The 14,256-nt window shown below is 41.5% G+C and carries 8 protein-coding genes; 5 read left to right on the plus strand and 3 right to left on the minus strand.

The features are described from left to right. The first annotated feature begins 27 nt into the window (after positions 1-27). From OQ289_RS06455 to OQ289_RS06475, 5 genes are all read left to right on the plus strand, one after another. Positions 28-3,162: a GH92 family glycosyl hydrolase gene (locus tag OQ289_RS06455; protein WP_270089916.1), complete on the plus strand. Its 3,135-nt coding sequence runs from the start codon at positions 28-30 to the stop codon at positions 3,160-3,162. 36 nt (positions 3,163-3,198) lie between these two features. Beyond that, entirely contained in the window at positions 3,199-3,693 is a 495-nt protein-coding gene (locus OQ289_RS06460; protein ID WP_270089917.1) for a DUF3823 domain-containing protein, read from the plus strand. Between the two features lie 25 nt (positions 3,694-3,718). Beyond that, positions 3,719-5,014, plus strand: coding sequence for an MFS transporter (locus tag OQ289_RS06465; protein ID WP_270089918.1), 1,296 nt, complete (start codon positions 3,719-3,721; stop codon positions 5,012-5,014). A 3-nt stretch (positions 5,015-5,017) separates the two neighbouring features. After that, positions 5,018-7,351, plus strand: coding sequence for a GH92 family glycosyl hydrolase (locus OQ289_RS06470; RefSeq protein WP_270089919.1), 2,334 nt, complete (start codon positions 5,018-5,020; stop codon positions 7,349-7,351). 633 nt (positions 7,352-7,984) lie between these two features. Further along, positions 7,985-10,642 (plus strand): alpha-L-rhamnosidase, encoded by a 2,658-nt coding sequence (locus OQ289_RS06475; RefSeq protein ID WP_270089920.1) that lies wholly within the window; start codon positions 7,985-7,987, stop codon positions 10,640-10,642. A 189-nt stretch (positions 10,643-10,831) separates the two neighbouring features. On the opposite strand, the gene OQ289_RS06480 is transcribed toward OQ289_RS06475, so the two are convergent. The 3 genes from OQ289_RS06480 to OQ289_RS06490 form a co-directional block, all read right to left on the minus strand. Beyond that, positions 10,832-12,049, minus strand: coding sequence for an enolase C-terminal domain-like protein (locus tag OQ289_RS06480; protein WP_270089921.1), 1,218 nt, complete (start codon positions 12,047-12,049; stop codon positions 10,832-10,834). A gap of 484 nt (positions 12,050-12,533) precedes the next feature. Next, positions 12,534-13,241 (minus strand): LytR/AlgR family response regulator transcription factor, encoded by a 708-nt coding sequence (locus OQ289_RS06485; protein WP_270089922.1) that lies wholly within the window; start codon positions 13,239-13,241, stop codon positions 12,534-12,536. Beyond that, the gene (locus OQ289_RS06490) at positions 13,238-14,254 is read right to left on the minus strand and encodes a sensor histidine kinase (protein WP_270089923.1); all 1,017 of its coding nucleotides are present in this window, start codon (positions 14,252-14,254) and stop codon (positions 13,238-13,240) included. Before OQ289_RS06490 ends, OQ289_RS06485 begins: the two co-directional genes overlap by 4 nt. Positions 14,255-14,256: the final 2 nt, after the last annotated feature.

Here is a 14,256-nt window from a genome sequence, read left to right on the forward strand (position 1 = left end):
AAAGAAGTAACCAATAAAGAAAACTTTATGAATAGACGAAATAGATTTTTAGTAACCGCGGGGATGCTTTTCCTTGCTTTTGGCCAACCGGCCTTAGCACAAGAAAATGTTGTTTGGGAGTTGGGTAAGACCGATGGCTCGAGTGGTGAGTTTGCACTATCACCTGGTGATTTTAAGAAATTTTTAGCTCATGATATGGGTTATGAAGATAAGCAAGTAATCATTGGCCGTAGCCAGCTTGGTGCGGAGTTGCCCTATGTACTTCCTGGGCCAGCAAATGGTTGGGGTGGTACGGGACCTACGTCAGGTTTACGAACACACTTCCTAAACTTTTACTACGCTTTGGATAAACCAACGGATAGCACACCTTATGCATTGGAAGTCAATCTAGTGAATTCGGATCCCAAAAACCACCCAACATTGCAAGTATCTATCAATGGAAAAAACTACAACTATGACATCAATAATGGTTCAGGGAGCGGTGATCCGGGCATTGGTGCCGTAGGTAAAAAGAAAATTGTTGTCAATCTAGATCCATCTACACTTCGTCAAGGATATAATCACGTAACATTGACGGTGTTGAAAGGTGGTTGGGTGGAATTTGATTCTTTTCGTTTGTTGGGACCTTCCAAGACCAAACTGGTCACAGGATATGATGCTTTGGTGAAACAGGTGAAAGTTGCTGATTTCGAATCAAATAGTAGTAAAGGGCGTGTACAGAACCTATTGGTCGAAATATTAAGACTGAGTGATGCCCAACGTGTCAAAGTGCTGGTGGACGGAAAGTCTGTTTATCAAGGTGACTTAGGCAAGGGCTTGTCGATGTTGGAGTTGCCTCTTACTACTGTAAAGAAGCGCAAACAGAGTATATGTGAGATTTATATTAACGATAAGTTGTCTCATCGCACACAATTAGAGAGAATGCCTAGACGTCTGGGTGGTGCATCGGACTATGTCAATACCATGATTGGGGCGGCGCACTCTCGTTGGATGATTGCACCAGGACCTTGGATGCCTTTTAGTATGGTCAAGATAAGTCCAGATAATCAGAATACGGGCTGGCAAGCTGGATATGAACCCTCAATAGAATCAATAGGAGCTTTTAGTCATATTCATGAATGGACTATGGCGGGCTTGGGGACTTTTCCTACGTCGGGCACCTTACAGACCAAGATTGGGGATCAATACGATCCTGATTCGGGATATCGGTCTCGGATAGATAAAATGACAGAGCGTGCACCGCTTGGGTCTTATCATGTAAAGTTGACGGATTATGATATAGATGTGGATTTGACGCAGACTACCCGTGCCAGCTTTCAGCGCTATACTTTCAACGCTTCTGATACAGGGCGTGTGATGATTGATTTAAAAACAAATGGAGAATACCCATATCAAATATTGGATTATAAGATTAAGAAAGTCTCAGATACCAAAATCATCGGATACAGTAGTCAACTCTCGGAGAATGTCTGGTCTACTGACGCGCAACAAGACTATATTGTACACTTTGCCATTGAGTTTGATTGTCCCATCCTCAATTTCGGAACATGGGAAGGCGATAAAAGAAAGACAAGAGAGGATGGTCAAGGTGGACATGTGAGGGAGGCGGGAATGTATGTGGAATTTGACGTGCGTAAGCAGAAATCCGTGCAGCTGCGTACAGGTATTTCTTATGTAAGTATTGAAAATGCAGAGGAAAATCTTCGTGAAGAGATCAGTAAGCCATTTAATTGGTCCTTTGATAAAGTTGTCGCTCATCAGCATGAGGTATGGAATGAGTTGCTTAGTAGATTGGAAATATCTTCAGATGATTATTTAGAGAAGGAAAAATTCTATACAAATATGTACCGCGCACTGTCCCGCAATACTTTCAGTGACATCAATGGTCAGTGGCGTGACTCAAGAGAGGTGGTTCGAACTTTTGAAGACAAAAATGATTTGGCTCTGGGGTGTGATGCTTTCTGGAATACATTTTGGAATCTGAATCAATTTTGGAACTTGGTTACACCAGAATGGTCCAGTAAATGGGTGAAATCTCAATTGGCGATGTACGACGCGGATGGGTGGCTCGCTAAAGGTCCTGCGGGAATGGAATACATTCCAGTGATGGTTGCCGAGCATGAAATTCCACTTATTGTCGGAGCCTACCAAATGGGAATTCGTGATTATGATGTAGAAAAGGCGTTTGCAGCGGTTAAAAAGATGCAAACAACCAGTCCCTTAAAGTTTGAAGGTGGTTTCGCTGGAAATCGAGACCTAGATGTCTATTTAAAATATAAATATGTTCCTTCGGATTTGGGACGATTCTCTAATACATTGGAATATAGTTATGATGATTGGACGGTAGGTCAATTCGCTAAATCACTAAAAAAAGAAGCTGATTATGCGTATTTCAATGATCGGGGCACCTGGTGGAAAAATGCCATAGATCCCGAAACTGGATATGCACGTATGCGAGATTCGAAAGGTGAGTGGCTAAAAGACTTTGATCCATTCAAGTCTGGTGCCAATCATCACTATGTGGAGGGAAATGCATGGCAATTAACATTCTTTGTGCCTCAGGATTTACCAGGGTTGTCGAAATGGATAGGTGAAGATGTCTTGTTAAACCGTTTGGAATGGGGTTTCGGGGAGAGCGAAAAGTGGCGCTATAACGGGCCGAATGATCAGTACTGGGATTATCCTGTCGTACAAGGTAACCAACAATCCATGCACTTTGCCTATATCTTCAACTATATGAATAAGCCTTGGTTAACGCAAAAATATAGCCGTTCAATTGCTGAACGCTACTACGGGCAGGGTATCTCAAATGCATACCTAGGAGATGAAGATCAAGGACAGATGAGCGCTTGGTATGTCATGACGGCAATTGGTCTTTTCCAGATGGATGGGGGTACGCGTAGTAATCCGGTGTATGAAATCGGCAGTCCAATGTTCAAGGAAATCAAAATCAAGCTAGATAACAAATATGGTAGGGGAAAGCAATTTGTGGTTAAGGCTAATAATAGTAGTAAGAAGAATATCTACGTGCAGAGCGCACTCCTTAATGGGAAAAAACTTGATACTTTTTATTTCGATGCAACAGCACTGTTAAGTGGTGGAGAGTTGATTCTAGAAATGGGGCCTGAACCTAATAAGCAGTGGGGCCTAATGAAGCCATAGCGTAAAGCGGAAACAAACATAAACCCAAAAAAAATTATGAACACAATGCTTTTTTATGTGAAGCCGCCACAGCTGTCGTTGAGATGGCTCGTTGGCGGACACCGATTGCTTAACCTACATGCGATACGTTGTGGGTTAAGCAGTCTCTTTTTTATACTTTGCGTAGTGGCACCTTTCCTTCGCCTCGACTGGGGGGGAACGCCAGTGGTTAATGCTGATGGGAGTGTCTCGGTAAAGGTGAAAGTGACACGTGGTGCCAATCAGACTGAATTTCATAAAAATTTGATGGATATAACGCTATTCGTCAACAATAATCCTTATGTAGGAGACAATAATTATGATAGCCGTTTTTCGCCGCGAATCGCTTTTACAGGGCAGGTTGGCAATGCTAGGATTGGAGAAGTCATCGAATTGAAATCAACCACACCATTACCAGCTCAGAGAGATTGGTATATCCGCGCCGGAGAACGGGTAGCACATGGTCTTAATATCTATAATTACAGCGAACCATTAACGGTGACTATTCCTTAGTGGATATCCCATAAATCTAATAACAGTGAATTTAACAACAAAACAACTTATTTTTATTGCGATTGTTGCTTCCTTGGGTGGTTTGATCTTTGGTTTCGATATGGCCGTGGTATCGGGGGTATTACCCTTGATTAAGTCGCAATTTGCGCTTGACACCTTCTTGGAAGGCTGGTTTGTGTCGTCGGCTTTGCTTGGCTGTATCCTTGGAGTGCTTATTTCTTCGTATTTATCCGATCGTTATGGTCGCAGGGCCACGATGCAAATTGCTGCGGGGATATTTGTACTAGCTACGCTAGGCTGTGTTCTTTTGGAAACTTTCTCACCTATTATCTGGGCACGAATCCTGACAGGAATAGGTATTGGAATAGCTTCAAATGTAGTTCCTCTTTACCTCTCTGAAATTGCTCCAATAAAGGATCGGGGCAAGTTGGTGACTTTCTATCAATTAGCCCTGACCTTCGGAATCGTACTTGCTTATGCTTCGAATGCGTTGATCATCAAGCAGCAGCCTGTTTTTGAAGAAATGTTTAACTCGGGTTTATTTCGACATATTTTTGCGGAGCAAGAGTGGCGTGGCATGATCAGCATTGCAATGTTGCCTTCTTTGATCTTTTTTATCGGATTGCTTTTTGTTCCAGAAAGCCCGAGTTGGGGTAATGCTGCTAGGAAACAGTCGGCAATGGGGTATAGTGAGTTATTTAAGCCTATTTATCGTAAAGCGATGCTTATAGGTCTTTTACTGCCTATTTTTTCTCAATTCTGTGGCATTAATGTCATCATATACTATGGACCTACTATTTTAAAAACATTAGGCTTTAGCTTAGATAATTCACTCTATGGACAGATTATTATCGGTGTAGCCAATATGCTTTTCACGATGATTGCGATATGGAAGGTAGACAGTTTGGGAAGGAGACCACTGTACTTGGTAGGGACGATAGGGGGAGCAGTATCTCTTTTTGTTACGAGTCTTCTTTTCTATTTGGATATGGTGGATAGCTGGTTATTGGTCTTGAGCATTGTAAGTTTCTTGGCTTTTTTCGCATTTTCGATCGGGCCTTTGAAATTTGTAGTGGCTTCGGAGATTTTTTCGGCAGGTATCCGAGCTAAGGCAATGGGAATTAGTATATTGGCGATGTGGCTGTCGGATTTCCTGATTGGCCAGATTACGCCGTTTCTTTTAAGCGATTTGGGGGTGTCAGGGACATTCGCTGTCTTGGGTGGTGTTTGTTTGTTAGCGTTCGTATTTGTATACCGCACCCTCCCTGAAACGAAAGGTAAAACTAGTGAAGAGATACAAGAATTGTTAAAAGGAGGATAGAAGATGATAAAAAGAATAAGCTATTTGTTAATCCTATGCTTGAGCATGATGCAGGGTGCATTTGCGCAGCAGAACTATGTACAGTATGTAGATCCTCTGATTGGGACTGCACACGCCCGTTGGTTTCACTTTGTGCCTGGGGCGATACCTTTTGGTATGGCCAAGCCTGGGCCTTCCACTAATGGAAGCTTTGGTAATCAACACGGCTGGGATGCTACGGGGTATGACTATCGTCATACAAGTATAGAGAGTTTTCCCAATTTTCACGAATTTCAAGTGGGTGGTATTGCCTTGATGGCTACTACTGGTAAGTTGCAAACGGTACCTGGTGGTTTGGACGACCCGACCTCAGGATACCGTTCGCGCTTCGACCGTCACGACGAGCTTGCTCAAGCTGGATACTATAAAGTGCTTTTGAAGGATTATGGAATTCTTGCTGAACTGACTTCTACGGCACGCGTCGCTTTTCACCGCTATACCTTTCCGAAATCTGAATCATCGCATTTGATTTTTGATGTGGGTAATATCATGGGAGAAAGTGGTAGAGTGAAGGATGCCGAAGTGCGGGTCAATAGTGATGGTAGTGTGGAGGGATACGTAATCACCATACCCCGCTATGTGGAGAAATACCAGTCAGATGCTGATGTTCGGATGTACTTCTATGCAGTGCCAAGCAAGCTTGCTAACCAGGTGGGGGTATTTCATCAGGATAAGGTGCAAACTGGTCAACGGATGGCTCGAGGTGTAGGTGCTGGAGCATATCTTGATTATAAGACAGACGCAAACGAATCAATCGAAGTAAAGATAGGCCTATCTTACACTTCGATCCAACAGGCGCAGGCGAATTATCAGAAAGAGGCCACGGAGCTGAATTTTGATCAAGCTAAATCCCGTAATCAGTCTGAGTGGAATAGCATGTTGGGACGTATACATGTTGAGGGAGGGGAAGATATAGATCGTAAAAAGTTCTATACAGGCCTATATCATGCATTGCTGGGACGTGGACTTGCCAGTGACGTCAGTGGAGCTTACCCGAAAAATGATGGGACAATAGGGCAGATTGCCCAAAATAGTGACGGGACAGCCCTTCATGCCCATTATAATACAGATGCTGTGTGGGGTGCGTTTTGGAACTTGACACAACTTTGGACGATTGCTTATCCCGAGTATTTATCTGATTTTATAAAGAGCCAATTGTTGATTTACAAAGATTCGGGCTGGTTGGCTGATGGGATCGCCAATAGCAAGTACGTATCTGGAGTAGGGACTAACTTTGTCAGCTTGGTCATTGCAAGTGCTTATATGCAGGGGATTCGTGATTTCGATTATAGACTTGGATATGAAGCGGCATTAAAGAACGAAATTGATGGAAAGCAACGTCCTCGTGGAGCGGGTAAATTGGATGTAGATCGATTCGTTCAATACGGATATGTCAATCATTTGGATAAAGGAGATGATTGGGCTGAAGCCTGGCAGTTTTCAGCTTCACATACATTAGAGTATGCCTATAGTTCGTATGCTGTAGCCCAATTTGCGCAAGCATTGGGTAAGAAACAAAATTACCGTCAGCTGATGAAACTATCCGACGGTTGGAAGCATTTGTTTGACCCTTCTTTAAAGTTGATTCGTCCCAAGTTGGCAGATGGAACCTTTATCGAAAATTTTGACCCTAGCGCTCCTTGGAGAGGGTTTCAAGAAGGTAACTCTTGGCAATATACATTTTATGTACCGCATGATCCCCGTGGATTGATACAAAAGATTGGCCGAACAGATTTCAATAGTCGACTCGATAGTATCTTCATTAAATCAGCTCCACTCGCTTTTGGTGGTGGGACTACGCTGGATGCATTCAGCGGTTTACAAGGATTGTACAATCAAGGAAATCAACCCAACTTACATGTGGCTTGGCTTTTTAATTTCTCAGGACGTCCTTCGCTTACGCAAAAATGGGTACGCGAAATCAGTGATAAATTCTACGGTGCCGATGGTGTCCATGGCTACGGCTATGGACAAGATGAAGATCAAGGACAGTTAGGTGCCTGGTATGTGATGGCTGCTATGGGGCTTTTTGATGTCGGTGGGCTTACTGTTGCTGATGCTAAGATGGGACTCGCTTCACCACTATTTGATAACATTACGATTCAGTTGAATCCCAAATATTATAAAGGTAAGCAGTTGCAGATTCAACGAAAGAACGGAGCTGTAAGCAATGGATACATTCAAAAAATACGGGTCAATGGTAAAGTACAGCACACTCCTTTTGTCCCTTTGAAAGCATTGACTACGGGGGGAACGGTTGAATTACAAATGGGTAATACACCGGTGGATCATTATTGACTGGGCGCCTGAGGAATATCACCGGGAACTCGTGCGAATGACAGCTGATGAACGCGTGATATGGGACAATCACTATGCGTCGTTTTATTAATTTACACCATCGAGTAACAGTTGAATTTAGGGAAAAATATTCATAGCGGGGTTTTTAACCCCGCTATTTGTCAAGGCAACTTAGCACAATTGTTCTCTATGTATGTGCAGTCTAGGATAGATAATAACGAAGTTGCGTTTCTTCGATTAGTAATTCGCAGGACGTATACTGATCAATGGACCATGAGAGTACGGGATAGTTATCGACTTCATATGACATATATTTGCGCGTATACCTGAGAGGTTATATCTTACCATTTTTTTAAGGACTGTTGCAAACCACATGATTTATGAAAAGTGGGGTATAGCGTGGGGTGCATCTTTCTGAGGTTATCAATGGGAGGGAAATACCGTAATGTTGAGAAAGTCATCCCTAACTATTGATAGAACAGGTTTAAATGTGTTATTTTAGGGCGCAACCTGTTTTTGCTAAAACGAATTATCTAATTCATGACTTTGTCAAAATCGGCCTGTGTTGTATCGTTTTAAACTATGAGAAACGAAGTATCTCTATTTGCTCTAGAGCAGTATTAAAAAGACATTATGCAATTGTGGAAATTTAAACAAATTATATTGCTAGCATCCTTTAGTGTGTGCTGCAAGACTTATGGTCAGGATCATGGCAAGTTATGTGAACCTATAGAATTGAAATGTGAACATTTGACTGCTCCCATAGGAGTTGATACTCCACGTCCAAGATTCACATGGATGTTAAAGGATGATAGGCAAGGAGCTTTGCAGACAGCATATCAAGTACTGGTAGGGACTGATTCTGTTGCCGTAGATAACAACCGAGGGAATGCTTGGGATACAGGTAAACAGTCCCAATCAACTTTACTGGTATCTTATGGTGGCAAGAAATTAGCTGCTCAGACCAAATATTTTTGGAAAGTTGTCGTGTGGGACAAAGATGGAAAGCAGAGTGCCTCTAATATCGTATCTTTTGAAACAGGTATGATGGGGCGTTCCAATTGGAAAGGTGCTTGGATTAGCGATCATCATGACATCCATCATAAAGCAGCTCCTTATTTCCGTAAAAAATTCCAGATAAAAAAAGCCGTAAAATATGCACGGGCTTATGTAGCTGCAGCGGGTCTATTTGAGCTTTCTCTCAATGGTGCGAAAGTAGGGACCAACATTTTGGATCCCATGTACACACGCTTTGATAAGCGTACGCTATATGTGGTACATGATGTTACTGAGCAGATTCAGTCGGGTGATAACGCATTGGGAGTGGTATTAGGTAATGGTTGGTACAATCACCAGTCACTTGCGGTATGGGATTTTCACAATGCACCATGGCGAAATCGTCCTGCATTTTGCTTGGATTTAAGGATTGTATATGTTGATGGTACAGAAGAGACCATCGTGTCTGAACAGGATTGGAAAACCTCTTCTGGACCTATTATTTATAATAGTATTTACACTGGCGAACATTATGATGCCCGATTGGAGCAGCAAGGTTGGGATAAGGCTAATTTTGATGACTCCAAATGGCAGGGTGTTCGTTACCGGAGTGCGCCGGCCGATCTTATCGTATCCCAGCAGACTGAGCCCATTCGTCTGATTAAAGCGTATACTCCTAAGACAGCCAAGAAAATCGATGAGCAAACTTATGTATTCGATATGGGTCAGAATATGGCTGGTATTACACAAATTCGAGCTAAAGGTGTAGCCGGTACAATACTGAAGATAAAACATGGCGAGCGTTTATTGGACGATGGTCGGATTGACCTATCAAATATCGACGTATACTACCGAGGGGATAAGGAAGCGGACCCTTTTCAGACCGATGTGATTATATTAAGTGGAAAAAAGGAAGATGAATTTTTACCAAAATTCAATTATAAGGGATTTCGCTATGTAGAAGTAAGTAGTAGCGCACCCATAGCTCTTGAAGATTTAAAGATAACTTCGTATTTTATTCATAGTGATGTCGCTCCTGTAGGACAAGTCAAGACGTCTTCTAAATTGGTGAATGATTTGTGGGAGGTTACCAACAATGCATATTTATCCAATTTAATGGGGTATCCTACCGATTGTCCTCAACGTGAAAAGAATGGCTGGACTGGCGATGGGCATTTAGCGATTGAGACTGCATTATACAATTTTGATGCCATCACTATATACGAAAAGTGGCTTGCAGACCATCGTGATGAGCAGCAACCGAATGGCGTATTGCCTGATATCATTCCGACCGGTGGGTGGGGCTATGGTACGGCAAATGGTTTAGATTGGACAAGTACGATTGCCATCATTCCATGGCAGATGTATATGTTTTATGGGGATAGCAGACTTTTGGAGGATTGTTATGAAAATATTAAACGCTATGTAAATTATGTAGACCGTATCAGCCCGAACGGACTGACCACTTTTGGACGGGGTGATTGGGTACCTGTCAAATCAACTTCCAATTTGGAACTTACGTCCTCGATTTATTTCTATGTAGATGCAGTAATCTTGGCCTCAGCGGCTAAGATGTTCGACAAGCAGGAAGATTTTAAGAGATATGATATGCTGAGCAAAAAGATAAGAGAGGCGATTAATAATAAGTTCCTAGATCGTACTACTGGTGTTTATGCAAGCGGTACTCAGACGGAGTTGAGTATGCCATTGCATTGGGAGATTGTGCCTGAGGATATGAAAGCTAAAGTAGCAGCGAATTTGTGTAAAAAAGTAGAGGAGTCGGGGTTTCACTTGGATGTGGGAGTACTTGGTGCTAAGGCTTTATTGAATGCTCTTACTAACAATGGCTACGGCACTACGGCTTATAAAGTGGCCGTACAAGATACTTACCCGTCCTGGGGTTGGTGGGTTGTGAATGGTGCTACTACATTGTTGGAAAACTGGGATTTAAATGCAAAGCGGGATATTTCAGATAATCACATGATGTTTGGGGAAATAGGAGGGTGGTTTTTCAAATCTATCGGAGGTATCCTTCCAGACCCAGAGGAGCCAGGGTTTAAGCACATTCTATTGAAACCTATATTTCCCGAGACACTAGAGCATAGTGAAGTGCAGCATGCATCTCCGTACGGGAGGATAGTCTCAAAATGGAAGAAGAACAAGAAGATTATTACTTACGATATTCAAATACCAGCCAATTCCAGTGCTACCTTTTTTCCTCCAAGCAATGTTAAGGATACTTCAAGCGTAAAACTGAGTGCCGGTAAGCATCAATTGAAGTTGCATCTTAGGTAATGCGGCAAGGGAAGGGAATTTATTATAGTTTATTTATTGAATAAGGAAGAGTAGATATTATCCTTGTTTCCCCAAAAAACTTGGCTAATTTCTGAGTTTTTTGGGGAATATGAGGTAAGTGATATGTTACTGTTAATTTACTATCCTTTATCGACAAGCGGGATATTTGTTCATTCGGATTAAATGCGCTTACAGATCCTTTAATAATTTCATGCCAAATCCAGGTGATGGAGGTGGAATTAATTTACCTTTTTGGATGGTGTAACCTGATAGGTCAACATCATCTGATGTACTGGTGACTCCTTCAATAGTGACGGTATTACCTAGGCCTCCAGCGAGGTGGGCGGTATAATATGATTTGAGTAGTGAGCCCCAAGCATGTGGCGAGGCTTGCGCGCCTAGCTTTTCAAGTTCGGGCATTAATTTTCGCCAATTGGTAAATCCCAATCCCTCTATGTCCGTAAGATGGACATCCAACAGCTTCTTTTCTATCAATTGTTTGAGCAATCGCGGGTCTGGATCTGCTTCGCCATCTGCGAGGAGGGTCTGTATGCCTTCGCTTGTGAGCCAATTTCGCAATCTTTGATAGTCGGGAATGGTTTCATGAAAAGGTTCTTCAATCCAGAACAGTTTTACCGGTGATATCCCACGTAGGTACTGAATAAACTCATCTACTAAAAAGCCGTTATTACCATCGACCAAGATTTGACAGTCAGGAAATGCTTCAGCTACTTTTTTAGTGACCTCAATGTCGCGTTCTAATCCGGCCTTGAAAGGCATCCAGCGATGTCCACGACCTATTTTAAGTTTGAATTGACGATAACCTAAATCATAATCGAATCGGCACTCTTCCAATATACGATCTATACCACCAGGCTTATGGCTTGGTTCTAAATCGTCAAAATAGATCATCCCACTATAATAATCCGTAGTAAAGGGTTGTTCATTCCCGAGTAGTGCATAGACGGGTTTATTTAATATCACCCCTGCGAGATCGTGTAATGCAATGTCAAAGGCGATATGTTCGTTTAATAGTGTTCCGACATGAGGTTGAAAAACAGCTGTTACTTTCTTGCCAATCAGTTGCCCAGCTACATGTTCAGCATCCCTTTTTGAACCTCGTAATGAACCCCAGCCCCTGGCTCCCTTGTCGGTAATTATACAGCAGATTTCCACGAGAGGGCCATAGCCATGTAAATCAAGTCTCGCATTTTTACCCACTAAACGCGGATATTGTAACCGTACATGGGCATATTTGATTTCTTGGATGGTGTGATAGTTAAGTTCACTGTCTGCGGTGATGATTTGTGACGCCATTTCATGTGTACTTGCATAGAGTTTTGAATTTAGCAATGCAGTAGATGCGATACCTAGGTTCATCGCTTGTAAAAATGTCCTTCTTTTCATTGGTGATTATTTCGTGTCCTTCTTAATTAACTTAGTGGTTTATTTATATGGCCTATTTTAAAAAAAGGTGGCAATATTCCGCTATCTTTAAAATTGCTTAGGGAAATCTACTCTTCAAAAGAGAATGATGATATTCAAATCTAACTTTAATTTATCGGTAAATACTTTAAAATAGTCTCATTTTCAGTTTGTTTTGTCTCATTTTGTCTTTTTGTAGCTTAGGACGGATATTTATATTTTACCGGAATTTTTTGTAATCACAGGCTGTTTTTTTCTCTGTGTACTGGAAGAAATAGGTATTCATGCCGTCTAGGTATCCTCTTTTTAAAGAAGAAAGTATACTACCCTACATTTGTGAAGGGCAATGGTTTGACGGAGTGCTCTGTGAAATGAAAAAAATGAGGACAACTCTGGGCGAATATGGGTGTATTGTCCTAAGATTTTTCACCTTGCCTTATTAAAAATAGTTCGAATCACATGATCGCTATATTTTCAAGCTTTCTATAACCTCTTTTTTATAGCGTTTACTTAGTGGAATAAGATGGTCGCCCACTATTAGATGATTGTCATCTATCGTCTTGATATGTGATTTCCCAATGATGTAGGACCGGTGTGTCATACAGAATTCCTGGCTTGGTAATTCCTTAAGGATGCCCTTCAACGTCATGTAGGTCACAATTGTTTCTGAATGGGTATGTATAGTGATATAGTTGTTTAGTCCTTTGACGAAAATAATATCTAATAGACGGATGCGGTAATATTTATGCTTAGCGTCACCTTTTATTATTATATAAGTCTTTGTCTCTAATGCACAAGATACCGTGAGCTGCAACTGACGAAATTTGTTCACAGCACGACTAAATCGTTCGAAAGATATTGGCTTCAGTAGATAATCCACAACATTAAAATCAAATCCCTGCAATGCATACTCCGAATATGCTGTAGTTAAAATAAAACGACATCTTTCGCCGCATAATCTTAAAAATTGAATTCCATCTAGCCCTGGCATCTCAATATCTAAAAATACGAGGTCTATCACCCCCTCATTGACATAGTTAACTGCTTCAAAGGGATCGGTCAATGCTGCTACAAGTGTAAGGTCACTTTCTCGCTTTATGTAAAGTGATATAATGTCCGTTGCGTAGGCCTGATCGTCCAATACTAAGCATCGATATTTCTGATTATTATTCATCCGGTAATCTTGATTGTTAAACAGATTTTAAAGAGGTAATCATCTTTAAATATCGTCAGTATATGCTTAGCCGGATACATTATCTCGAGGCGTCGGCGTAGGTTGTCTAGGCCTAGTCCGCTGTTAAGATTTGTAGGGAGATTGGAGATATGGTTTTGCATTTTGAAGATAATCTCATTATCTGTGGTTTCTAATATAATCGAAATAGGCTTGTTGGCATCATTCAGTACTCCGTGTTTAATCGCGTTCTCAACGAAGGGCATCAGTACTAGTGGGGAGATTTCTTTACCATCAAGCGGGCCATCTATAGACATTTGAAAGCAAATCCCCTGATTATGTTGCAATGCATGGAGCTTAATGTAATTTTCAATGAATTGGATTTCCTCCTGCAAGGATGTCAGCTGTTTTTCATTTTGAGTCAGCGTATGTCGCATCGTGTCAGATAGATGTAGGATTGCGTCGGCAAGCTTCTGTGAAATAGGGAGTGCCTGGGCATACATGTAGTTTAATGTATTGTATAGGAAATGTGGATTGATTTGTGATTTTAAAAAAATGAGTTCGGCCTGTTGTACAACGGCTTGCAAGTTTTTATGGTCTTGTTGGGACTCCAATAACTGCACCATTAAGAAGGCTATTAATGCTATGAAAATACCGGGTAGTGAGTGATAGAAATTTTCGTAGATAAAGAATTGAAGGTTTAGATTTGCCGTCTTCGGGAAATTGAGCAAGTGGACGAATAAGACTTCATCGAGCAAATATCGAATAGCAATGACTGCTAGGATTAGTATCACCGTAGACACGGTCAATAGTGGAATCTTATTTCTTTTCCAATATTTGGGAAAGATATAGAATAGACAGATTAGCATTTGAACTAACAAAATGATCTGAGAGGAAACAACTAATATGAGTCCGTAGTAGGTTGAGTTTGCAAATATAAGAGTGCCCAAGAGCAAGTATAGGGTAGATATCAACCAAAAAAGTAAGATAATGTAGAGAAGTTTTCGATTCTTCATCT

It is taken from the genome of Sphingobacterium sp. SYP-B4668 (assembly GCF_027627455.1).
Lineage (GTDB): Bacteria > Bacteroidota > Bacteroidia > Sphingobacteriales > Sphingobacteriaceae > Sphingobacterium.

Coding starts and splice junctions, on each gene's coding strand:
- OQ289_RS06475 (WP_270089920.1), top strand. CDS start 7,985: ATGCAATTGTGGAAATTTAAACAAATTATATTGCTAGCATCCTTTAGT.
- OQ289_RS06480 (WP_270089921.1), bottom strand. CDS start 12,049: ATGAAAAGAAGGACATTTTTACAAGCGATGAACCTAGGTATCGCATCT.
- OQ289_RS06470 (WP_270089919.1), top strand. CDS start 5,018: ATGATAAAAAGAATAAGCTATTTGTTAATCCTATGCTTGAGCATGATG.
- OQ289_RS06485 (WP_270089922.1), bottom strand. CDS start 13,241: ATGAATAATAATCAGAAATATCGATGCTTAGTATTGGACGATCAGGCC.
- OQ289_RS06455 (WP_270089916.1), top strand. CDS start 28: ATGAATAGACGAAATAGATTTTTAGTAACCGCGGGGATGCTTTTCCTT.
- OQ289_RS06490 (WP_270089923.1), bottom strand. CDS start 14,254: ATGAAGAATCGAAAACTTCTCTACATTATCTTACTTTTTTGGTTGATA.
- OQ289_RS06460 (WP_270089917.1), top strand. CDS start 3,199: ATGAACACAATGCTTTTTTATGTGAAGCCGCCACAGCTGTCGTTGAGA.